23 protein-coding genes are annotated in these 20,974 nt (G+C 55.6%); 17 read left to right on the top strand and 6 right to left on the bottom strand.

Annotation, left to right across the window (positions count from 1 at the left end; translation table 11 throughout):
• Nucleotides 1-36: 36 nt before the first annotated feature.
• The gene (locus tag GEOB_RS12310; protein WP_012647561.1) at nt 37-303 is read left to right on the top strand and encodes a hypothetical protein; all 267 of its coding nucleotides are present in this window, start codon (nt 37-39) and stop codon (nt 301-303) included.
• Between the two features lie 73 nt (nt 304-376).
• Here the strand turns inward: GEOB_RS12310 and GEOB_RS20330 are convergent, their stop codons facing one another.
• The 5 genes from GEOB_RS20330 to GEOB_RS12325 are packed head-to-tail and all read right to left on the bottom strand — an operon-like array spanning nt 377 to nt 2,672.
• The gene (locus GEOB_RS20330; protein WP_012647562.1) at nt 377-541 is read right to left on the bottom strand and encodes a hypothetical protein; all 165 of its coding nucleotides are present in this window, start codon (nt 539-541) and stop codon (nt 377-379) included.
• Nucleotides 542-673, bottom strand: coding sequence for a hypothetical protein (locus GEOB_RS20445; RefSeq protein WP_012647563.1), 132 nt, complete (start codon nt 671-673; stop codon nt 542-544).
• A gap of 55 nt (nt 674-728) precedes the next feature.
• Nucleotides 729-1,016, bottom strand: a complete 288-nt coding sequence (hgcB, locus tag GEOB_RS12315; RefSeq protein ID WP_012647564.1) for a mercury methylation ferredoxin HgcB — start codon at nt 1,014-1,016, stop codon at nt 729-731.
• A gap of 14 nt (nt 1,017-1,030) precedes the next feature.
• Nucleotides 1,031-2,182, bottom strand: coding sequence for a mercury methylation corrinoid protein HgcA (hgcA, locus tag GEOB_RS12320; RefSeq protein WP_407638358.1), 1,152 nt, complete (start codon nt 2,180-2,182; stop codon nt 1,031-1,033).
• A gap of 16 nt (nt 2,183-2,198) precedes the next feature.
• Nucleotides 2,199-2,672 carry a MarR family winged helix-turn-helix transcriptional regulator gene (locus GEOB_RS12325; RefSeq protein ID WP_012647566.1) on the bottom strand — a complete coding sequence of 158 codons (474 nt, stop codon included), beginning with the start codon at nt 2,670-2,672 and terminating at the stop codon, nt 2,199-2,201.
• Between the two features lie 139 nt (nt 2,673-2,811).
• On the opposite strand from GEOB_RS12325, the gene GEOB_RS12330 reads away from it, so the two are divergent.
• The 3 genes from GEOB_RS12330 to GEOB_RS12335 all read left to right on the top strand — a co-directional run bounded on the left by GEOB_RS12330 (nt 2,812) and on the right by GEOB_RS12335 (nt 4,548).
• Nucleotides 2,812-3,252, top strand: a complete 441-nt coding sequence (locus tag GEOB_RS12330; RefSeq protein ID WP_012647567.1) for a C-GCAxxG-C-C family protein — start codon at nt 2,812-2,814, stop codon at nt 3,250-3,252.
• Nucleotides 3,253-3,260: 8 nt separating this feature from the next.
• Nucleotides 3,261-3,431 carry a hypothetical protein gene (locus tag GEOB_RS20140; protein ID WP_012647568.1) on the top strand — a complete coding sequence of 57 codons (171 nt, stop codon included), beginning with the start codon at nt 3,261-3,263 and terminating at the stop codon, nt 3,429-3,431.
• 88 nt (nt 3,432-3,519) lie between these two features.
• The gene (locus GEOB_RS12335; RefSeq protein WP_012647569.1) at nt 3,520-4,548 is read left to right on the top strand and encodes a TolC family protein; all 1,029 of its coding nucleotides are present in this window, start codon (nt 3,520-3,522) and stop codon (nt 4,546-4,548) included.
• Nucleotides 4,549-4,596: 48 nt separating this feature from the next.
• On the opposite strand, the gene GEOB_RS12340 is transcribed toward GEOB_RS12335, so the two are convergent.
• Nucleotides 4,597-5,886: an O-acetylhomoserine aminocarboxypropyltransferase/cysteine synthase family protein gene (locus tag GEOB_RS12340; RefSeq protein ID WP_012647570.1), complete on the bottom strand. Its 1,290-nt coding sequence runs from the start codon at nt 5,884-5,886 to the stop codon at nt 4,597-4,599.
• A gap of 553 nt (nt 5,887-6,439) precedes the next feature.
• On the opposite strand from GEOB_RS12340, the gene GEOB_RS12345 reads away from it, so the two are divergent.
• The 13 genes from GEOB_RS12345 to GEOB_RS12410 all read left to right on the top strand — a co-directional run bounded on the left by GEOB_RS12345 (nt 6,440) and on the right by GEOB_RS12410 (nt 20,974).
• On the top strand, nt 6,440-7,333 hold the full coding sequence (locus GEOB_RS12345; RefSeq protein ID WP_012647571.1) for an ABC transporter permease: 894 nt from the start codon (nt 6,440-6,442) through the stop codon (nt 7,331-7,333).
• Nucleotides 7,334-7,370: 37 nt separating this feature from the next.
• Entirely contained in the window at nt 7,371-8,162 is a 792-nt protein-coding gene (locus tag GEOB_RS12350) for an ABC transporter permease (RefSeq protein ID WP_012647572.1), read from the top strand.
• A 93-nt stretch (nt 8,163-8,255) separates the two neighbouring features.
• The gene (locus GEOB_RS12355; RefSeq protein WP_012647573.1) at nt 8,256-9,602 is read left to right on the top strand and encodes a nitrogenase component 1; all 1,347 of its coding nucleotides are present in this window, start codon (nt 8,256-8,258) and stop codon (nt 9,600-9,602) included.
• A gap of 170 nt (nt 9,603-9,772) precedes the next feature.
• A complete protein-coding gene (locus GEOB_RS12360) occupies nt 9,773-10,657 on the top strand; it encodes an ABC transporter ATP-binding protein (RefSeq protein ID WP_012647574.1) in 885 nt (294 codons plus the stop codon).
• 11 nt (nt 10,658-10,668) lie between these two features.
• Nucleotides 10,669-11,628: an ABC transporter permease gene (locus GEOB_RS12365; RefSeq protein WP_012647575.1), complete on the top strand. Its 960-nt coding sequence runs from the start codon at nt 10,669-10,671 to the stop codon at nt 11,626-11,628.
• A 28-nt stretch (nt 11,629-11,656) separates the two neighbouring features.
• Nucleotides 11,657-12,439, top strand: coding sequence for an ABC transporter permease (locus GEOB_RS12370; RefSeq protein ID WP_195892548.1), 783 nt, complete (start codon nt 11,657-11,659; stop codon nt 12,437-12,439).
• A gap of 730 nt (nt 12,440-13,169) precedes the next feature.
• The gene (locus tag GEOB_RS12380; protein ID WP_012647578.1) at nt 13,170-14,228 is read left to right on the top strand and encodes a transporter family protein; all 1,059 of its coding nucleotides are present in this window, start codon (nt 13,170-13,172) and stop codon (nt 14,226-14,228) included.
• Nucleotides 14,229-14,382: 154 nt separating this feature from the next.
• Entirely contained in the window at nt 14,383-14,802 is a 420-nt protein-coding gene (locus tag GEOB_RS12385; protein ID WP_012647579.1) for a NifB/NifX family molybdenum-iron cluster-binding protein, read from the top strand.
• Nucleotides 14,803-14,834: 32 nt separating this feature from the next.
• A complete protein-coding gene (locus GEOB_RS12390) occupies nt 14,835-15,923 on the top strand; it encodes a uroporphyrinogen decarboxylase family protein (protein WP_012647580.1) in 1,089 nt (362 codons plus the stop codon).
• A gap of 248 nt (nt 15,924-16,171) precedes the next feature.
• A complete protein-coding gene (locus tag GEOB_RS12395; protein WP_012647581.1) occupies nt 16,172-17,485 on the top strand; it encodes an O-acetylhomoserine aminocarboxypropyltransferase/cysteine synthase family protein in 1,314 nt (437 codons plus the stop codon).
• Between the two features lie 2 nt (nt 17,486-17,487).
• Complete coding sequence (locus GEOB_RS12400; protein WP_012647582.1) at nt 17,488-18,957, top strand: nitrogenase component 1; 1,470 nt, start codon at nt 17,488-17,490, stop codon at nt 18,955-18,957.
• On the top strand, nt 18,958-20,274 hold the full coding sequence (locus GEOB_RS12405; RefSeq protein WP_012647583.1) for a nitrogenase component 1: 1,317 nt from the start codon (nt 18,958-18,960) through the stop codon (nt 20,272-20,274).
• 175 nt (nt 20,275-20,449) lie between these two features.
• Nucleotides 20,450-20,974 carry a GNAT family N-acetyltransferase gene (locus tag GEOB_RS12410; RefSeq protein ID WP_012647584.1) on the top strand — a complete coding sequence of 175 codons (525 nt, stop codon included), beginning with the start codon at nt 20,450-20,452 and terminating at the stop codon, nt 20,972-20,974.

The following is a 20,974-nucleotide window of genomic DNA, read 5'->3' on the forward strand; positions in this document are numbered from 1 at the left end:
ATCCATTTTGGCACATGGGCACGGCATGAAGGGGAGGTGTTTGTCATCAACGGTAAGGCAATAATTTCAGTGACCATGGCACTTGCCGTGGCTGCCGCCATGGAGGCGCGGGCAAACCTGAACGGCAGGGCACTATTGGAGTCGAGATGCACCTCTTGTCACGAGGTGAAAACGGTCATTGCCATGAAAAAAACGCGGCGGCAGTGGCATGGCGTTATCGTCGACATGAGAAGAACTGGTGCAAAGGTGAGTGATGCTGAAGCAGCGGCGATAGTCAACTATCTCTCCAAACCGGGGAAGTAGATCAGGTGGAGGTTATGGCGGGCGGCTCGGTCCCGGCGCTGCCCGCCATAACCTCCCAGTGCAGGAAAGGTCTTCAGCAGGAGCAGCCGGCTTTTCCCTCCTTGCGCGAGCGCTTTTCCGCCTCCCGCAGTTGTGCATTGACCCGACCGGCCGATACGGCCATGACCACCGCCTGGACGGCGCCGATTTCCTGGTCGGTTATTCCCTGTTCCTTGGCCACGCCAAGGTAGTAATCCATTCAGGGAGAGCAGCCAAGGGCCATTGCCGTTCCCAAGTGGATGAGAAGCGTGGTCTTGGGATCGAGGATGTCGTTGTTGCGGGCCGAGTAATAAAAATCGGCATATTTTTTCTGGTGTTGTTCGGAAAGCATGTTTCCTCCTTGAGGTATGGGGGATGGTGGTTTGCTAGGAGTCTGTCGGACACTCCTAACAGCAGCCGCTGCCGCCGAGACGGATATTGTGGTCCTTGAGCCATTCGTTGATGATCCCGCTGGCACAGCCTACTCCGGCATCGACCCGGATGGCATCGGCCGGACAATTCCTTTGGCAGGCTCCGCATTCCATGCAGGTATCCCGGTCCGCCATGCGTGCCCTTTTGTCCGCAAGGGTGAAGACCTGGTGCGGACAAACCTCAAGGCATCTGCCGCAGCCGATGCAGGCGGATTCGTTCAGCTCGAGGGTCGTGGCGTTTTGCAGGTATCTGAAACCTTTCATGGTCTTCTCCTTTTCTAACAGATTACACAAATCTTCCCTGCCACGAACAGCAGGACACCAAGGGCAACGGCACCTCCCATGAGCGGCAAAGCACGGCGCATTTCCCGTTTCACGCCGGTGCGGGAGGTATAGGTGGAACAGCCGGTAAAATTGAGGGCATAAAAAGCTGAGACGGCGGGGAGCGCCAGGAAAGCGCCGATAGTCGCCGGCAGGCCCCAGGTGGCGCCGTTTCCGGCAAAGTACCACAGGATGCACCACAGCACACCCGTTACGGTTCCCTTAATGGAAAAGCTTTTTCCCGGAAGCCAGGGGAGCAGAAGCGGGGTGGCCACGAGACCGGCCAGTGTTGCCCCAAGGTAGGCGATTGCTGCCTGTAAACCGCTGGTGGCACCGCCGAAAAGGGTGCCGCAGAGAAACAGGCAGAGGATGATGACGGCGGTCGGCACCAGGGAGTGCATTACTTCCACCGGTACCAGCACCAGCCTCTCGTAAAGGGAGAAGGTCAGTTTGCCCATGTCGGGGGTCGTCACTTGACCGTTATCCAGGAATCGCGGCAGGTCAGACGCCCTGATGGTTGCGTAGACAATGGAAAAACCGGTTCGCTGGGCCACCTGGTGTGCTGCAACCCCTGGGGCTCCCAGGATCGGCAGCAGCAGCCGGCGATGGGTCACGATACGTGCCAGCCCGGTCGCCTCCAGGCGGTGTACCAACTCTTCGGTGCCGAAGGTGCCTTTTCCCGCTGCGCACCAGACATTGATGCCGTGGGTTTCCAGCACCAGAAGCCAGACATTGCGCCCGGCCAATTCGTTGCGGACGATGTCGAAGCTCATCTTGTAGTTGGCGGTCACCACCACCTGATCGGAGCCGGTCGGCCGGCCGATGGCATACAGCCCTGGTGGGACCAGGTAGGACATCCTGCCGATTCCCCAGCGGGCCTTCCACCTGCCGATCAGGTCGTCGAAACGAAGATCGGAAGAAATCTGCGGCACCTTTCCGGCCTGGGTCTCAAGCCAGCCGGTGAATCCGGGGACCGTCTCGTCAATAATCCCGCCGCCGGCGGGGGGACGAGGACCTCAGCAGGGTGGCTTGTCCGTTTCACCGGCCGGGGTTCCGCATCCAGCCGAAGGGGCATTTATTTCTCCACACGTCTTTAACTGTTCGCTCATGTAGTGCTCCTTAGTTTTACTTGCAACATGCAACTTCTTTGTCTGCGGTTATGGTACAGCAACTGCCTGCTTTCGCCACCGCCTCGTTCAGTAGGGCAAGGGACCGGATGACGCTTTCCCGTTCGAAGGGGGACATGAACGAAAATATCTGCTCGATTTTGCCGGCCATGTACCGGTCGATCTGGTCCAAGACCCGTTCACCTTCGGCAGTCAGCCGAAGTAGGTTCACTCGCCGGTCTTCAGGGGAGACCTGTCTTATGACGAGCTTTTTCCCTTCCAGTGTCCTGATCTGCCGGCTGAAGGTGGTGAGGTCGATGCCAAGCTCATCGGCCACCTGCACCATGGCGGGGTTACCCATCCGGCGGATCTCGAAGAGAATGTGGCTCTGCACCAGCGACACCTGCTCGCCGCAGCAGCTTTCACAGCAGGAGGAGTTCAAAAGGCCGAAGCGGCGCGTAAACAACTGTAGGTTTTCCCTGAGTGACTCCATGCTTCCTCCAGAAAGTAAGATAAGGTTAAGCATAATTGTTGCAGTATGCAAGTAATTTTTTAAAAAAAGTTTCTTGCGGCAAAGATCCTGACCCGTTTGTTCTTTAAAACAGAGGTCATAATATTAAAGGGGGATATTTATGAACGACCCGGTTACACATTCTCTGGAACTGTTTCGCAACGGCCTGTTTTGCTCGGAGGCGATCGTGCAGGCATTCAATGAGGACCTCCAGCTCGGCCTCGATGGGGCGGCCGTGCGCATTGCCACGGTGTTCGGCGCCGGTTTCGGCGGGGCGAAATGCAGTTGCGGCTCCCTTACCGGAGCGCTGGTGGTGCTTGGAGCGGTGCGGGGCCGGACCACGCCAGACGAGTCCGTGGATCTTCTTTTCTCCCAGGCGGCCGAGCTGCATGATACCTTCCGCAAAAGATTCGGCCAGGTATGCTGCCGATGGCTCACCCGGGAGCAGGAATGGGGAACGCCTGAACACCATGCCTATTGTGAACGATTCGTGCAGGGTGCAGCTGAGCTTCTCCATGGTATTCTCAAGGGACGGGATGAGCAGCTGACCACAAAAAAGTGAGGAGGGCCATGAAGATCATTGACGGAAAACGATTGAAAGCCGCTGTCTGCCACCATTGCCCGCTTTGCAGGCATGCGCGGAAAAAGCCCGATTCGTTCATTGGGCGGATCATTCACCAGCGCCATGCCGAAGACTGTCCGTCGTGGCAAGCTGAGCAGGATCTCTACGGGAAAGAGTGAGCGCTGAACCCTCCATCGGAACGCGGAGAGTCTTTCGCTGTTTTGATGCACATTTGGACGCTGCTATTAATGGGCAAAAGGAAAACAGATGAAAAATAAAGTCGTAAATCCAGTCCGCCAGCGGTCGGATAACTTGTCAAGGGTAAGGTGGCCGGTTTTCACGGCCTTGGTGCTCGCTTTCCTGCTGCAGCCGGTTACGGGATTCTCAGAGGAATTGCCGCGGGATACGGGTTACCTGTTTGCGCTGGCTGTTGCCGACAAACCGACCGTCCATGGGGTCGGCGAACGGATCAGGATTGCAAAAGGGCTGGAACCTGACCGGGTTGCCGAGTTTAACGGAGTGCATGAGGCGGTCTCTTTTCCGGGCGATACCGACCCTGATGCCGACGATTTTAAAGAAGAAGCTTATGGTCAGCTTCGGGCCGAGATCCGCATGACTTTTGCCGAGTTGTCCTCGGTCAGAGCCCGGATCGAAGTGATTAAACAGAGCCTGGAGTTGCTGCGGCGCATGGTGCTTACCTCCACCGGTCTCTATGGCGAGGGAAAACTGGACCAGGGCCAGGCTCTGCAGGCACAGCTGGAATGGGAAAAACTTGCGGGCAATCTGCAACTCCTGGAGAAACGGGAGAAGATTTACAGCATTCGCCTGAATGTCTTGACTGGCACCCCTACGGAGAATTCGGTGCCCATCCTTCAACCACTTCAGGAGTATCGGCCGGATTTCGACAGCAGGACCATGATGGAATCGTACAGGTCCCGTCGTTTCCTGGACTTGTTTCAGCAATTGATACGGCAGGAAACTCAGCCCACAGGTGAAGGCTTGCATGGGAGTGATTCCCTGGATGTGGAAGCCGATGCATTCATCACTGTGGTCAGAATTTCTTTGGAAAGCCTTTACCAGCAGGCTCGACGCTATCGTACATCAATTATTCCAAAGGCTGAACTGGCTCATTCGATAAGACTCGAACTTTACAAAAATGGAAAGCAAGATTTCTCCTCGCTGATAGAAGGGCTTCTATACCTTTGCGAGATGCGGAGTGAATACCATGCCTTGCTTGGAGAAACCCATGGTTTGAAGGCACGGGTGGAATATCTGACAGGTGTTGTTATAGATTGAGAATGCAACCGGGGTGTTCCCGGTTGCATCTCTGGTCGAATCATTTACCTAGACAGCTGCCAGGGCCTGATCCAGATCGGCTATCAGATCATCTACGTTTTCTATGCCGACAGAAAGGCGTATGAAGTCCGGGGTTACACCGGCGGAAAGTTGTTCTTCCGGTGTCAGCTGCTGATGGGTGGTTGATGCCGGATGGATGACCAGGGATTTGGCATCGCCGATATTGGCCAGCAGTGAGTGCAGCTTCAGCGCGTCAATAAACTTCTTGCCGTCCTCGATGCTTCCCCCTTTAATGCCGAACCCTGCCATAGCGCCGAACAACCCGCGTGTATGATACTTACTGGCAATTTTGTATGACTGATTGTCCGGAAGGCCGGGATAGTTCACCCAGGCTACCTTGGGGTGATTTTTAAGGAATTGGGCTACAGCCAGAGCGTTTGTGCTGTGACGTTCCATTCTCAGATGCAGGGTCTCAAGACCCAGCAGAAAAAGGAATGAATTGAAAGGGGAAACAGCCGGCCCCACGTCGCGCAGGAGGTGTACCCGCACTTTGATAATAAAGGCTATGTTGCCGAGGGCCTGCCAGAAATTAATCCCGTGGTAGGATGGGTCCGGTTCCGAAAGCTCAGGGAATTTTCCGTTGCCCCAGTTGAAGGTGCCGCCATCCACAATGACACCGCCGATCGATGTGCCATGTCCGCCGATAAACTTGGTGGCTGAATGGACAACGATATCGGCACCGTGTTTCAGTGGCTGTACCAGATAGGGTGAGGGCATCGTGTTGTCGATGATCAGCGGGAGGCCGTTTTCATGGGCGATTGCCGCTACCTTTTCGATGTCAAGGGTGTCGAGCTTGGGGTTGCCGACAGTTTCTCCATATATCAGTCTGGTTTTAGGAGTGATTGCCTTGCGGAAATTCTCCGGGTCTGCAGGATCCACGAATCTGACCGTAATGCCCATCTGCGGCAGTGTGTAGTGAAACAGATTATAGGTGCCGCCGTAGAGGCTGGTGGCCGAGATGATCTCATCACCGGCATGGGCCAGAGTCAAAATGGCCAGAGTTATGGCCGATTGACCGGATGCCACTGCCAATGCGGCGACGCCACCTTCCAATGCTGCTACTCTCTGCTCGAAAACATCGCTGGTCGGGTTCATTATACGGGTGTAAATGTTGCCGAATTCCTGCAATCCGAACAATCGTGCCGCATGATCGGAATCATTGAAAACAAATGAAGTGGTCTGGTAAATGGGTACTGCCCGGGCGTTGGTTGCGGAGTCCGGTTTTTGCCCTGCATGCAAAGCCAGGGTTTCTGCCTGATAGTTGATCTGGTCGCTCATAAAATAACCTCTCTCTTTGATTTTTTCGCCACTGAGTTAGTGGCGCCATATGCTCAGTTATCCCTGTGTCTATTGTTCTCATCCGGGGCCATCAAACCAGCTTCTGTTCGAGACTCCTTAATGGGCGTAAAATATTTTTGAATTTGAACAAAAAGAAAGAGGCCGGAAAATCCGTTTAAAGGACTTTTCCGACCTCCAGTTGTCTGGGCAGCCAGCATGATTGCCGCCAATTTAGCAGGGGGGGCTGTGACCGTCAAGTAAAAATATATAAAAACTATCGACTAAATATAAAATTGCTTGACAGCAAATCTTTTTTTCAGTATTAATCTATTTAAAAGATAGACTAAAAAGTTTAATTCATCAGGGGCTCACTGGATAAACCGGAGGCCGGGGATTTTTTCCCTGGCCTCTTTTTTTCGGCAGCAGGAAGGGGAAATCATGGCGGCAACTTGCTCGGCACTGGCGAGCGCTACCCTTCCACGCCGCCTTTTAGAGGATCAGGTCATGGGCAAGCGGCATCGGTGAAACTTGGGCAGCGAAAGGGGGACCATGTATGAGTGATACGCAAACTGAAAAAACCGGCAATTATCTTTTTCCCCGAAAAAAGGAGATCGGGTGGGCTGAAAAGGTATCGCAACGTGCAATTGATGAGGCAAATGGACAAAAGGTAGCCGGCATTCTTTCCTGGCTGGCGGCTCTCAACAACCGGTTGCTGGATTACTATGTCGGGATTGCCCTGCTGGTTTTGTGGGAGCTTGCACCACGCCTGAAATGGATCGACTCGCAGTTCGTTCCTGCGCCCACGGCCATAATTACAGAAGGCGCCAAGCTGGCTTCTTCGGGAGAACTGCTGGTTCATATTGCCATCAGTCTGCAGCGGACCTTGCAGGGTCTGTTCTTTGCCCTGATTGTCGCTATTCCGCTGGGTTTTATCCTCGCCGGGTGGTTCCCGCGGCTGACCCGCTTTCTGGGGCCGCTGCTCAGACTGCTGGGCGAGATCAACGCATTTTCTCTCTTCCCGCTGTTTGTCCTGTTCTTCGGCATTGGCGAATTGGCCAAATTCAGCATCATCTTCTGGTCCTGCCTCTGGCCGATACTGTTTACCACCATTGCGGGGGTCCGGGGGGTGGACCCTCTTTTCGTCAAGCTGGCTCGCTCCATGGGGAGCGGGCGGCTGCTCCTCTTCTTCAAGGTGCTGCTGCCGGGAGCCCTCCCTTCTATTTTTACCGGAATTCGTCTGGGGGCTACGGTCGCTTTCCTCATGCTGATAGCTGCTGAAATGATTGGAGCCAGCACCGGCCTGGGCTGGCTGATCCACAACTCCAATGTCAACTTCATCATGCCCCGCCTCTATCTGGGAGCGGTACTCGTTGCACTCTTGGGAATGGCCCTCAATTATGGTCTTCATTGGCTTGAGTTACGAGTGGTCCGCTGGAAGGAAGCATGAGGTCTTGGTCTGGAAGGCCTGAAAGGAGATCATCAACATGTGGAAAAATACGGAAAAACCTTCTCTGTGGTCCTGGTCCAGCTGGTTCAACCGCAGTTCAGTCCTTATCTTCTTTGTCGCCTGGGAACTTGTGCCCCGTGCCGGCGGGTTGCTGGAAACCTTCATAGCCCCACCCTCAGTGGTGCTGAAGACTCTCTGGGAGATATTAAACAGCGGCGAGTTGCTTGGACACGTGGGCGTAAGTCTAAGCCGTACTGCTTCAGGCTTCCTTGCCGCGTCGCTGGTAGCCATTCCCTTGGGTTTTTTGCTGGGGGGAAGTTTCAGGACACTGGAGCGCCTCATTAATCCCGTACTCCGTTTCCTCGGCCAGTTGAATCCTTTTTCTCTATTTCCCCTGTTCATCATGCTCTTCGGTATCGGCGAACTTTCAAAAGGGGCGATGATCTTCTGGGTCTGCATCTGGCCGATACTGTTCAATACCATCAACGGGGTCAAGGAGATAGATCCACTGCTGATCAAGTCTGCCCGTTCAATGGGGACCGGGATCGTCACCCTGTTTTTCAAGGTCATTCTCCCAGCGGCGGCCCCCGGTATTTTCCTCGGCCTGAAAATGGGGTCGGGTACCGCATTCTTCATGCTGATTGCCGCCGAGATGATCGGCGCCAGCCGCGGTCTTGGTTGGCTGGTCTGGAATGCCCAGATAAACTTCCAGATCCCGCAACTGTTCGCCGCCACCGTCACCATCTCCGTGTTGGGACTGGCGTTGAACGGCATTTTTGCAATCATTGAAAGGGCTCTGCTGGGATGGAAGCAGCATTCCCATGCCTGATCCGGTCCGGCCCTCAATGGAGCCGGGAGGCGAAAAGTCACTACGAAGAACAGTCCAATCCACTGCACTATACGAAGAAGAAGGGGGTATAGGATGGGTATCGTTACACCACTGAAAACAAAAGATAAACCTTCTTACCCGGAGGGTGTTGACGCGCCCCGCTTCTCCTGCGCACCGGGTGGGGTCTATATGGCGACTCTTGCCACCTTTGGCGCCGTGCCCATACTGCATTCGGGGGCAGGCTGCGGCATGTTCCGGAACTCAGGACAGAATCTTGCCGGCGGTCTCAAGGGCGCCGGTCCCAACGGCAATATCAGCACCCCTTGTTCCTGCATGGCGGAGGATCATGCGTTGTCCGGCGGCGAGGAAAAACTGCGTGGTCTGGTCGGAACCACAACCGGCCAAGTCTGCGGCGACCTCTATACAGTCATTTCCGGCTGTGTGCCGGCGCTTATCGGCGACGATGCGGGAGTCGCAGTCAGGGAATTCCGTGGTACCGCGCAGGTTATTCACGTGAATACCTCCGGCTTTGCCGGCAACTCTTACATGGGATACGAGCAGTATTTGGAAGCGGTGATAGACCAGTTGCTGGCGCCGCAGCCAGTGGTGAGAAAGCGCGTCAATCTGCTGGGTATCGTCCCGTACCAGCACGTGTTCTGGAAGGGGAACCTGCAGGTAATCAAGGATCTGCTTGGGCAGATAGGTGTGCAGGCAAACATGATCTTCACTGAAAATGAGGGTCTGGAGGCGTTGAAAAGTATTCCTTCGGCAGAGCTGAACCTGGTCTTTTCCGCTTGGTCGGGTGTGAGCACAGCCCGAAAGCTGGAAGAAAAATTCGGTACTCACCATGTGGTCATCCCGTCGGTGCCGATTGGGCCGAAAGACACCTCTACCTTTCTCCGCTTTCTCGCCCGTCGGCTGCAGCTTAGACGCACCAGAGTCGAAAAAGTCATCGCCGCTGAGGAACATCGGGCCTACCGTTTTACCGAAAATATGGCCGACATCGCCATGATGGCGCTTCCCCATGCCTATACCGCCATTGTCGCCGATACCGGTACCGCCATCGGGCTCACCAGGTACGGGAGCAATGAACTGGGATGGCTGCCGGAAGTGGTCGTTATAACCGATGATCCTCCGGAAGAGTTCCGCGCCGACATTATTCGTCACCTGACGGAAGGGCTTGAGAGCGCTGTCAAGCCAGAAGTGCATTTCGAGATCGATCCCCACAAGATCCGCCTGCTTTTGCGGAAACATACCCTGCAGCTTGTCCTGGCCAGCTCACTTGAAAAGCATATTGCAACCGACGAGCTGAATGCCATGCAGGTGAGCGTTGCTTTTCCCGCCTATGACCGGCTGATCGCCGATCGTTCCTATGCCGGGTATCGGGGAGGGTTGGCGTTGATGGAAGATGTAGCATACAAATACGGTGGGCCTTTATAGGAGAACGACGGCTTTTGCGCCAGGGCTGCGTAAGTCTGCGGCTTCCCTTGTGCGACGTAGCTTCCGCTACGCCTCCGCGGAAATCCTTGACAGCCTTGCCCTGACACAAAATCCGGCGTTCTGCAGCATTGGTGGTTATTCCACTAAAAAATTTAACCCAGGAGCTTACTATGGGAACAATTACAGATACTTTCAATCAGGAATCACCAGATGCCAAGATCGTCGTCAGGGACATCAACCGGGTCTTTCACCTGAAACGGACCAAGACGGAAGGGGCAAGGGAATTCATCGCCCTCAAGGACATCAATCTGGAAGTGCAGAAAGGTGAGTTTCTGGTGCTGGTCGGGCCTTCCGGCTGCGGTAAGTCGACCCTCTTGGACATCCTCGCCGGGCTTGCCCAGCCCACCTCCGGCGCCGTCTACATCGACGGCAAACAGGTTAGCGGTCCGGCCCTCGATCGGGGTATCGTTCTTCAGGGCTATGCATTGTTCCCGTGGCGGACCGTGCGCCAGAACGTGGAGTTCGGCCTGGAGATCAAGAAGGTTGCCAAGGTGGAGCGCAAGGCGATCAGCGACCATTTCATCAGCCTGGTTGGCCTGGATGGCTTTGCCGATCGCTATCCCCACGAACTGTCTGGCGGCATGAAGCAGCGGGTGGCCATCGCCAGGGCACTGGCCTATGATCCCGATGTGCTGCTCATGGACGAACCCTTTGCCGCAGTCGATGCCCAAACCCGTGAGAGCCTGCAGGATGAACTCCTGCGCATCTGGGAGGAGACGAAAAAAACCATCGTCTTCGTCACCCACAGTATTGAAGAAGCAGCCTTTCTCGGCGACCGGGTGGCCGTTTTGACTGCCAATCCCGGCACCCTGCGTGAGATCGTCAAGATCGACCTGCCCAGGCCGCGGCACAACAGCGACATTCGCTCTTCCGCCGAGTTCGGGTGGGTCAGGCACAAAATCTGGGAGCTGTTGCAGAACCATCAGCCCGAGATCAGAGTCCCTGCCGACAGCCGCCCGGTGGCCGATATCATTTCGCCATCGGCAGCCCTGTAGAATGCCCTGTGATGTTTAAACAATTCCTTATCCGTTCATCGGGCGTGATCGCGTTTCTCTTGCTCTGGGAGATCGGGCCCCGGCTGGCCTGGGTTGATCCGAATTTCCTTCCCTCTTTTTCTACGGTCCTGATGGAGATAGGAAAGCTGTTCAACGACGGCACGTTAAAGGTTCATCTGTTGGTGAGCATCTGGCGTGCCACCACCGGACTGCTGCTGGCCCTGGCTATGGGTTTGCCTCTCGGCCTCCTGCTGGGTCGACATCGATTGCATCCGGCAGAAGCTATCGAGCCTTTATTACGGGTCCTGAGCCAGGTAAATCCCTTTACCCTGATGCCGGTCTTTATTCTGTTCTTCGGCATCGGTGAGACGGCCAAGGTTGCGGTTGTCGCCTGGGTCTGCCTCTGGCCCGTTCTTTTTTACACCATTACCGCCAGCAGGCATGTGGAGGCGATCCAGATAAAGACGGCAGCTTCCATGGGTATTTCCACCGTGGACATGATGCTGAAAGTCATTGTTCCCGGAGCGTTGCCCACTATTTTTGTCGGCATCAGGATCGGCGCTTGTCTGACCTTCTATATCCTGGTGGCAGCGGAGATGCTGGGTGCCGGCGCCGGACTCGGCTGGCTGGTGCACAATTCCGCGATGAATTACCTGATTCCCCGCATCTATGCGGGAGCCACCTTTATCGTCGTGCTGGGTTTCCTCCTGAACCGCTTCCTCCTTTACCTGGAACGAGCCCTTTTTTCCTGGCAGTCCAATACCCCTTTGCTGTTCGGTTCTGCCGCTCCCCCGGCAGTCTTGCGCCCAGGAAAGGGTCTGGTAGCTGCCTTTACCGGTGCTCTGGTCCTGATTGCTCTCCTGGGTGGAATTCAAGTGCAGAAAATCAACAGGGAGGCGGCTACCGTCAGCGACGGACCACATTCCCATCACTCGGAGACGGGGGGGCACAATGGACACAGTGGATTCTGAGAGAGGGCACCAAAGTAGCATATGTCTAATGAGAATAACTGTCGCAGCCCTGGCGCTTTTTGCCTGGGAAGTGCTGCCCCGTATGGAAGTGATAGATCCCCAGTTCGTCCCGCCACTGTCCAGTGTGCTGGTGACCATAAGGGGATTGCTGGAAAACGGGGACCTGTTGACGCACACGCTGGTCAGTCTGCAACGTGCGTTCAGTGGGCTGTTGGCTGCAACCCTGATCGGACTGCCGCTCGGACTTGTTCTCGGGGGATGGTTTCCTCGCCTGCAGCAGGCTCTTGAACCGTTGATGGAGCTTTTTGCCCAGGCGAACCCGGTCATCCTGGCCCATATCATCATCTTCTTTCTGGGGATCGGGGAAGTGGCGAAGATCTTCACCATCTGCTGGCTCTGCATCTGGCCCATTACCTTCAGCACCATTGCCGGCATCCGGGATGTGGATCCACAGCTGATGAAGGCTGCACGCTCCCTGGGACTCGGCCGATGGCAACTTTTTTTGCACGTCGCGCTTCCTGCCTCGGCTCCCTCCTTCTTTACCGGTTTGAGGCTGGCCGCCGGGTATGCGTTCCTGATGCTTATCGCTTCGGAAATGATGGGTGCAAGTAATGGGTTGGGATGGCTGGTGATGCAGAGTCAGGAAAATTACCACATACAACGAATTTTTGCCGGTGCAACGATCATAACTGCCCTGGCGGTACTGACTGACCTGCTGCTTAAGGTGCTGGAAAAAAGAACTTTGGTCTGGACAGATAATGGTAGCGGCTGGCTGAAACCCCAAGGTCCGGGAATTCCCGTAGGGGAGTAAAGGTAAGGCAATAAAAATTGTGATGGCAGCAAAGACAACAAATACCAGTGAACCAGGTGAAGGAGCGCCATGAGCCATCCTTCCTTCCGCCACGCCTCCGCTTTGCTCCTCGTCATCCTCTATGGATTGGTGGTAATGCTCCCTCTTGCTCCTTTTATCCTGCATTCGCCAGCCCTTGCACATGTCCTGACAGGAGAATGCTCCGGCGACTGCAGGGTCTGTGGCTGTGAATCGGAACGAAGCGCCAATCGTACCTGTTGCTGTTGGCAAAAGAAAGGCCGGATGGTTCCTCTGGACAACGACTGCCGCATCAAACACGATCAGCACGAAAAACCAGTAACACCGGTTCTATCCTGTACATCTCCCTGTGGCAAACTCAAACAGTCAATCATCTTTGGAGGGGAAAAATATGAGCAGCCTCCCTCTGATTTTGTCCAAAATGCAGTGTTCCGTTGTCTTATGGAACTTGCCTCTCACCCGTGCGGTCATCCGCCTTTACGCTACCTGAATCCTCCTGACCCGCCACCAAAACTCCTGCATCTTTCCTGATTGTCAAAACCGGATCTTCCGCTGTGTGTAGCGATCTGCACATGCCAGGGACTGGAATATCTTGATATTCCCCCAGGATGCGGAACTGACGAACATGCACTCGACATGGGCGAACGGCCTTTCAGCGTCATCGGCCGTCGGGCCGAAATGTATCCGTTCGTCCGGATTACAGGAGATTTACATGAGAGAAGTGATACTGATAGTTACCCTGCTGATGCTGCTAAGTTGTGGTGGCACAGAAGCGGCTGACTTTTTGGAAAATCCGTCTCACCATGCCCATGGGGGCAATGGTACCCGGTTACTCTTCAACCCGGCCTTCGGTGAGGACATCTACCATACCCATTCTGCGGGAAAGTGGATGGTCAACTACAAAGACCTGCACACGAACCAGAAAGGACTTGGTGCCGGTTCGTCCTCTGTTGCCGTCGAGCAGGTTATTCCCATGAATTCCCCCTATGGCTACATGATGACCCCTACCGAAATGTCCATGGATATGCACATGCTGATGATCATGTACGGAGTCAATGACCGCTTTACATTGATGGGCATGGGGACGTACCAGGACAATCGCATGGACATGCTCATGGATATGGGGATGGGAATGGGGCAGAAAGTAATGTCCATGAGGACGAGCGGCATCGGCGACACGGAACTGCGCGGCATTTATAATGTGGGAGGCGGGATCGCAGCCAGCCTGGGATTAACCATCCCCACCGGGGATATTGATCAGGAATTCCAGACCATGGGCATGAAATTCCGGGCACCTTACGACATGCAACTGGGTTCAGGCAGCTTCGATCTTAAACCGGTGCTGGCCTACTCGGCATTGACCGATGACGGGCTGTGGAACTGGGGTGGGCAGGTCTCCTATACCTGGCACACCAATGAAAATAATAATGGTTATCGCCTGGGAGACACCTTCAAGGCCACAAGTTGGGTGCAACGGGCACTGGGACCGGTGGCAGGCTGGACGCGTCTTGCCTTCAACCATACCGGGCCCATCAAAGGCCGGGATGGCGAGATTGAGAAGCTTCTTGACACTACCATGGGGGCTCCGACTCCGGATGCTGTTGCTGACAACTATGGCGGGCGGCGATTGGATGGGTTTGTCGGCGTGAGTTACAACCAGGGTCCTTTCAGTGTGGGGGTGGAAGGAGGCCTTCCCCTTTACCAGTACGTGAACGGCCTGCAGTTGAAAAATGACTGGTATATTAATGCCGGGATACAATTGACGCTTTAAAGGGGAATAACTTCTTGACAGAGTACTGGAAATGATATACAAAGCTACTAAATCTATAGACTAAAAGCCAACCGGAAAACCGGAGGTTTCCTTGCACTTGCTGCGGAACCTCCGGTTTTTTTGTTGTCCATGCCTTTTTATCAAGGAGGTATTCATGATACGCGTTGCCATCGCATCGTCCGATGGGGAATCAATCAATGAACATTTCGGCAAGGCAAGTCAGTTCATCATCTATGAGGTGGAGGATGACGGAAATTACCGGCAGGTCGAGAAACGGGAGGTACTTTCCGGTTGCAGCAATGCCGAGACCAGTGTCCATGGCCCAGGAGGTACGACTGACCGGCTTGGTGATGTACAGGCGGTTTTTGCCGTCCAGATAGGCCCGGGTGCCGCTGCCGCACTGCAGGAAAAAGGTGTCAGGGCTTTCAATCTCAAAGGCTCTGTCCACAAGGCTCTTACTGCCTATGGAAAACGGCGCAAGCTGCTGGATGCAAAGATCGCCGGCTTGACCCAGGGATGCGGATCGGGCGGCGGTTGCGGGTGCGGTGGCTCCGGCGGCAATTCTTGCCGGTAGCTACCACCAATCGATCACCAGAAGGAGACGACATGTCCACCGCACCATTTAAAGAAACAATGACATCCAGGGAACGGACCATTGCTGCACTTACCGGCCAGCCCTATGACCGGATTCCGGTCAATCTGCTCATCAGCGACCATGCGGCAAGGGTCATCGGCGTTACCGTCGGCGAATACAACAACTCCGCCAGCCTCATGGCCCAGGGGCAGGTTGCGGCCTGGCGCCGCTACGGGGCCGATAATGTCAATACCGGCCCCGGACTTACCGGTATTGCCGAGGCCATCGGCAGCAAACTCGCCTACCCCGACTCAACCCCTTACGTGGCCGACTATGTGGTCAAGGAAGAAGCCGATTTCGACCGGCTCAAGGTTCCCGATCCTGAGCGGGACGGCCGGTTACCTCTTTTCCTGGAGGCAGCGACCATCGTTCTCAAGGAAGTTGGGGACCAGGTGCCGCTTAATATGACCACTTCCGGCCCTTTTACCACCGCCACCAGCATCCGTGGCACGGAGAATTTCCTGCGCGACCTTCACAAGAACCCCCAATTTGCCCATCGGCTGCTGCGCCTGTCCACCGACAGCATCATTCGTTTTGCGGTAGCGGCAATCAAGGTGGGGGCTCGCATCGGTCTGGCTGACCCGACAGCTTCAGGGACGATGATCAGTCCCCGTCAGTTCCGGGAATTCGCCCAACCCTATCTGCAGGAAGTGGCCACAGCCGTTGCCGCCGTCGCCGGCGCGGCTCCGTCATTGCACATCTGCGGCAATACCAGCAAGATCTGGCCGGGAATGACTGCCACCGGCGCCTCGGTGTTGAGCCTTGACGATGCCGTGGACATAGCCGAGGCGAAACTGCAGGTGGGGAACAAGGTCGCTATCCTGGGCAATATCCGGCCGACTGCCGCCATGTACCTGGGCAAGCCGGGCGATGTGCGGGAAAATGCACGGGAGTGTCTGACAAAGGGCTGGGACAACCCCAAGGGCTATATACTTGGCCTGGGTTGTGGACTTCCCATCGACACGCCGCCGGAAAATATCCATGCCCTGGTCGGCGCGGCGCGGGAATATGGCCGCTGGCCCCTTGATCCGGCGCGGTTTTCCTTGGGTAATGCAGCATGACATCATGGATATCCGGACCATTTTGCTGGCACCGGTGTAACTAGTTTCCATCCGGAAACTCCGGATGAGAAACTAGTGGTTTCCGATTCGGAAAGAGGGGATTTTTTGTTCTGGCAAGGAAATCAAGGGCTTGCGCGGAGACGTACATCGGTACGTCGCACAAGTAAGCCCGCAGATTGACGCCGCCAGGGCAGAAAAGAACCCTTTCCGGATGGAAACTAACTAACCAGAATAAGGAGTAACAGCCCATGGCTTACGGAGATTTAAGTTTCGACACGGTGAAAGTGCGGGGAGGGTACGACCCGAAGGCGCACAACCTGGCGGTTTCGGTACCGATCTATCAAACGGCGTCCTTCGAGCTGGGGGACACGGAGCGGGTCGAGCGGTTGCTCCGCTTCAAAGAGCTTGGTTTCGTCTATACCCGGCTCGGCAACCCTACCGTGCAAGTGCTGGAGGAGCGGATCGCTGCACTGGACGGCGGCAGTGCCGCCATTGCGGTAGGGTCGGGGATGGCTGCAGTTACCTATGCCCTGTTCAACGTGGCGGAAGGGGGAGGGCGGATACTGACCACCCGCAACCTCTACGGCGGTACCGAGGACAGCTTCAAGAAGCTCTTTCCCACCTTTGGCATAGGCATTGACCAGGTTGATGATGCCGATGATGTGGATCAGTTTCGCCGGGGGATAAAACCGGAGACCAGGGCCATCTTCGTAGAGAGTATCAGCAACCCCAACGCCACGCTGCTGGATTTGGAGCGGATCGCTGACGTGGCCCATGAAAACGGCATCCCGCTCATTGTCGACAATACCTTTGCTACCCCCTATCTCTTCAACCCCCTAAAGCATGGGGCGGATATCGTTGTATATTCGGCCACCAAGGCGTTGGGGGGGCACGGCAACACCATTGCCGGAGTTATCGTCGAAGGGGGCACCTTCGACTGGGGGAACGGAAAGTTTCCCCAGTTTACCAAGCCCCACTACCTTTTGCGGGACGATACCGGTGTGGAGCGCAGTTTCCTGGAGATCACCCGTGAGTTCCCCTTTACCCTCCGGGTCCGCCTCAACTACCTGGTCTATTTCGGCGCCGTCCTGAGCCCGTTCGATGCCTACCTGATCCTGCAGGGGGTCGAAACCCTGTCGGAGCGGGTCCAGAAGCAGATGACCAACACGGAAAAGATCATCCGTTATCTGGAATCGAAGGGCGAGGTTGCCTGGATCAAGCATCCCTCGGCAAAGGAAAGTCCCTACCGGGCACTGGCCGAGCGATATTTCCCGAAAGGGGCAGGTTCCACCTTCACCTTCGGGTTCAGGGGGGATGAGGCGCAACGTGACGCCTTCATCAATTCTGTGAGGCTGTTCAGTTATCAGGCCAATGTGGGTGACAGCCGTTCCCTGATCATCAACTCCCCGAAAACCACCCATGGGGAATTGACACCGGACGAGCTGGCACTGGCAGATATCCCCCCCGAGACCATCCGGCTTTCCCTCGGGCTGGAGGACGCCAATGACCTGATTGCCGATCTTGAGCAGGCCTTTGCCCGGTCTCTCGGCGGGAAGGAGTGATCATGGCGGTACATCTGAACAATAGTGAAAGTGGCACCAGGGAAAACAGGCTCGGTTCTATCACTGCTTATCACGGGACCCTGCGTGACCTGAACACAAGGTCCGGGTGCGGCAGCCTTGTGGACAAGGGGCGCTGCTACAGCCAGGCAAGCCTCTGTAACGCCGCCTGCGCCCTGAGTCAGCTCAGCTTCATAACCGACGCCGCGGTGGTGCACCACGCTCCGGCAGGGTGCGCCGTTACCGCCATGCAGGTCTGTAATGCCAAGGATCAATTGGCTGAATCGCTCGGCCTGGATAATTCCCGCTCGGGCTATGTCTGCACCGACATGAACGATTCGGACGTGATCTTCGGCGCCACCGAAAACTTGAAGGACGTGGTGCGGGAGACCTGGAGCCGCTACAAACCTTCAGCCATCTTCATCGGCGCCTCCTGCGTCAGCGGCATCATCGGCGAAGATCTTGAGAGTACGGCTGCCGAACTGATGGAAGAGTTACCGGTGCCGGTCGCCCCTGTCCATTGCGAGGGCTTCAAGACCAAGATCTGGGCCTCGGGTTTCGACGGGGCCTATCACGCCATCCTCACCCATGTCGTCAAACCGCCGCAGAAAAAAACCAATACGGTCAACGTGATCAACTTTTTCGGCAGTGCCCGGAAGCAGATCACAGAGATTTTTGCCAACTTCGGCGTAGAGCCGCTTTTCCTTACCTCCAACACGACAATCGACCAACTCTCCCGGTTGGGGGAAGCGGCGGCTACCATAAGCACCTGCGGCACCCTGGGGACCTACCTGGGGGCAGGGCTGGAGGAGAAGTATGGCGTTCCCTATGTGAAGTCGTTGCAGCCCCACGGCATCGCCGGGTTCGAGAGCTGGCTGCGGGGGCTGGGGGAGGCTCTTGGGAAAGAGGCGGAGGTGGAGGCTTTTCTGGACAAGGAACGTTCCCTTTACCTGCCACGGATCGATGCCATCCGCGCAAAACTCAAAGGGCTTAGGGCGGTGGTCGGCATGGGGCCCGGCTTCAACTTCAACACTTCCCGTGCTGTCCAGGAACTTGGGATCGAGATCGCCCATGCTGCCGCGTGGCATTTCGACAAACAGTATGACGATGGCAATGCGCCGGATGCCTTCACTTACCAGGTGGAGCATTCCCCCACCGACTACAGCCTGTCGGTGAACGATCTGCAGAACCACGAGCTGCTCAACATCCTCCAGCGGGAAAAGCCGGACATCTTCTTCTCCCGCCATGCCGGATCCACGGTTTGGGCCATGAAATTGGGCATTCCGGCCATTTGCGTCTACGACGAGTATGCAATCTTCGGCTACCGGGGATTGTTGAATTTCGCATCGTCCATCCATGATGTGGTGACCAACCGGAGTTTCACTGACAACCTGGCCGGCCGGGTGAGGCTCCCGTACACCGACTGGTGGTTCCGGCAGCGCACCGACCATTTCTATTCCAAGGAGAACGGGTAGATGACGAGAATAATTGATCAGCCCAGGTATGTCTGTGCACTGGGGGCGATGCAGACGGTCCAGGGTATTTACCGCGGGGTGCCTATCCTGCATGCCGGCCCTGGCTGCGCAGGGAAGCTGGCAGCGGGAATTGCCGGAAACAACGGCGATTCCGGTTACATTTCGCCCCAGGTCTATCCCTGCACAAACGTATCAGAGACAGAGATCGTCTTTGGCGGCGAAGAGAATTTGCGGCAGACCATTGACAACGCGCTGAAAGTAATCGATGGCGATTTTTTTATCGTCCTGTCCGGCTGTACCACCGAGATCGTCGGCGATGATATCGCCACCGTGACCCGCGAATTCGGCGATCGGGACAAGCCGGTGATTTTTGTGGAAACGGCCGGTTTCAAGGGAACCAACCTGGAAGGGCACGAGTGGGTAATCGATGCCATTATCGAGCAGTATCTGGCTAAAAAGCCGCCAGTCGAGAAGGTGAAAGGGCTGGTCAATATTTGGGGGCCGGTTCCTTCCTACGATCCTTTCTGGGTAGGAAACATCAGGGAACTGGAAGCGCTGGTTGCGGAACTGGGCCTGACGCCGAACATCATTTTCGGTGAGTATCGAGGGATTGCCGAGATAGACAGGATTCCGGCGGCGGAATACAATCTTCTCGTGGCACCGTGGGTCGGACTGAAGAACATGAAGTCCCTTCAAGAGAAATTCGGGACGCCGTACCTGCATTATCCGACCCTGCCCATCGGCGCCTTCGAAACCAGCAGGTTCCTGCGGGCAGTCGGTGAATTTGCCGGGGTGGATCCGTCGAAGGTCGAGGGGATCATCGGCAGGCACGAGAGGGAATACTATTACCATATTGAACGAACCTCGGACGTCTTCCTGGAGAACCGCACCATGTCGCGGCGCTTTTCCACGGTGACCAACGCGGCCGATGCCCTGGCAATCTCCCGGTTCCTGGTGAACGACTTCGGGTTGGTGCCGGACCGGCAGTACATCACCGACGGTACCCCGGCGAAGCATCGTGACGCCATTATCCAGCTGTTCAAGGAATTTCAGTACGGGATCGAGGCAGAGGTTGTCTTCTCGACCGACGGCTACGAAATCCACAACGACATCAGGAACAACGACTACTTCGGGGCGCCGCTCATCATCGGCAGCATCTATGAGAAGAAACTGGCCGAGGAATTGAACGGCAATTTTCTGGCGGTGTCGGTGCCGTTCAAAGAACGGCTGGTCCTGAGCAGTTCCTACGTGGGGTACCGCGGCGGCTTGAAATTGCTGGAAGATATCTATACCTATGTGCTTAAGCAATTCAATTGAGGTGTGGAAACGCCGATTGCAGCGGCATGCTGACCTGAAAGACCTGAGGCCATGGACTTTTTCCATGGCCTTTTTTCATTACAAGGCCGGTGCGGTATCGGGTTGGAGGGGGAAAATGGATGATTGTGTTTGTTTGAGCGTGGAAACATCTTGATGGAATTAGAAAGTGAGGAGCATGATCAACAGGGTTTCGATTAATGAGGGAGTGTCAGCCCATCTGGATGCCTGTCTTGCGATGGTACGCGATTCGGACCTGGGCCGAAATTACTTTCAAGATGAGGGACGACTTACCGGAATCATTCGTGAGGGGCTACTCAAAGGGGAGATACGGATAGCCTGCACTGCAGAAAATCCCTGCGCCGGATTTATCTGGTTTACCGGTGCCGGCATGTTTTACGGCTTTCCCTATATCAGGCTTCTTGCCGTTAATCCCGCCTGCCGTTCCGACGGTATCGGCTCTTTTTTACTTCAGTATGTGGAGGACCTCCTCCGGCAACGGCAAGCCCGAAAGGTATTCCTGACGGTGGCAGAGTTCAACCTGCGGGCGAAACGTTTGTATGAAAGGTTAGGCTATGGAGAAGTGGCGCTGATTTCCGATCTCTATATCGCCGGATATGCCGAACATGTGATGATGAAACAACTGGATGAGGTCCCTCGGCCAACGGATCTTCTCTCGGAGATAGGACATGCCATTGCATAA

This window comes from Geotalea daltonii FRC-32, from assembly GCF_000022265.1.
Classification (GTDB): Bacteria; Desulfobacterota; Desulfuromonadia; order Geobacterales; family Geobacteraceae; genus Geotalea; species Geotalea daltonii.

What these genes read in the sequence shown, in the direction of transcription:
- GEOB_RS12325 (WP_012647566.1), bottom strand. Translation starts at nt 2,672, where the DNA reads ATGGAGTCACTCAGGGAAAACCTACAGTTGTTTACGCGCCGCTTCGGC.
- GEOB_RS12390 (WP_012647580.1), top strand. Translation starts at nt 14,835, where the DNA reads ATGTCCACCGCACCATTTAAAGAAACAATGACATCCAGGGAACGGACC.
- hgcB (WP_012647564.1), bottom strand. Translation starts at nt 1,016, where the DNA reads ATGAAAGGTTTCAGATACCTGCAAAACGCCACGACCCTCGAGCTGAAC.
- GEOB_RS12335 (WP_012647569.1), top strand. Translation starts at nt 3,520, where the DNA reads ATGAAAAATAAAGTCGTAAATCCAGTCCGCCAGCGGTCGGATAACTTG.
- GEOB_RS12400 (WP_012647582.1), top strand. Translation starts at nt 17,488, where the DNA reads ATGGCGGTACATCTGAACAATAGTGAAAGTGGCACCAGGGAAAACAGG.
- GEOB_RS12380 (WP_012647578.1), top strand. Translation starts at nt 13,170, where the DNA reads ATGAGAGAAGTGATACTGATAGTTACCCTGCTGATGCTGCTAAGTTGT.
- GEOB_RS20330 (WP_012647562.1), bottom strand. Translation starts at nt 541, where the DNA reads ATGGATTACTACCTTGGCGTGGCCAAGGAACAGGGAATAACCGACCAG.
- GEOB_RS12365 (WP_012647575.1), top strand. Translation starts at nt 10,669, where the DNA reads ATGTTTAAACAATTCCTTATCCGTTCATCGGGCGTGATCGCGTTTCTC.
- GEOB_RS20140 (WP_012647568.1), top strand. Translation starts at nt 3,261, where the DNA reads ATGAAGATCATTGACGGAAAACGATTGAAAGCCGCTGTCTGCCACCAT.
- GEOB_RS12385 (WP_012647579.1), top strand. Translation starts at nt 14,383, where the DNA reads ATGATACGCGTTGCCATCGCATCGTCCGATGGGGAATCAATCAATGAA.
- GEOB_RS12360 (WP_012647574.1), top strand. Translation starts at nt 9,773, where the DNA reads ATGGGAACAATTACAGATACTTTCAATCAGGAATCACCAGATGCCAAG.
- GEOB_RS12410 (WP_012647584.1), top strand. Translation starts at nt 20,450, where the DNA reads ATGATCAACAGGGTTTCGATTAATGAGGGAGTGTCAGCCCATCTGGAT.
- GEOB_RS12395 (WP_012647581.1), top strand. Translation starts at nt 16,172, where the DNA reads ATGGCTTACGGAGATTTAAGTTTCGACACGGTGAAAGTGCGGGGAGGG.
- GEOB_RS12340 (WP_012647570.1), bottom strand. Translation starts at nt 5,886, where the DNA reads ATGAGCGACCAGATCAACTATCAGGCAGAAACCCTGGCTTTGCATGCA.
- GEOB_RS12350 (WP_012647572.1), top strand. Translation starts at nt 7,371, where the DNA reads ATGTGGAAAAATACGGAAAAACCTTCTCTGTGGTCCTGGTCCAGCTGG.
- GEOB_RS12405 (WP_012647583.1), top strand. Translation starts at nt 18,958, where the DNA reads ATGACGAGAATAATTGATCAGCCCAGGTATGTCTGTGCACTGGGGGCG.
- GEOB_RS20445 (WP_012647563.1), bottom strand. Translation starts at nt 673, where the DNA reads ATGCTTTCCGAACAACACCAGAAAAAATATGCCGATTTTTATTACTCG.
- GEOB_RS12355 (WP_012647573.1), top strand. Translation starts at nt 8,256, where the DNA reads ATGGGTATCGTTACACCACTGAAAACAAAAGATAAACCTTCTTACCCG.
- GEOB_RS12345 (WP_012647571.1), top strand. Translation starts at nt 6,440, where the DNA reads ATGAGTGATACGCAAACTGAAAAAACCGGCAATTATCTTTTTCCCCGA.
- GEOB_RS12330 (WP_012647567.1), top strand. Translation starts at nt 2,812, where the DNA reads ATGAACGACCCGGTTACACATTCTCTGGAACTGTTTCGCAACGGCCTG.
- GEOB_RS12370 (WP_195892548.1), top strand. Translation starts at nt 11,657, where the DNA reads ATGAGAATAACTGTCGCAGCCCTGGCGCTTTTTGCCTGGGAAGTGCTG.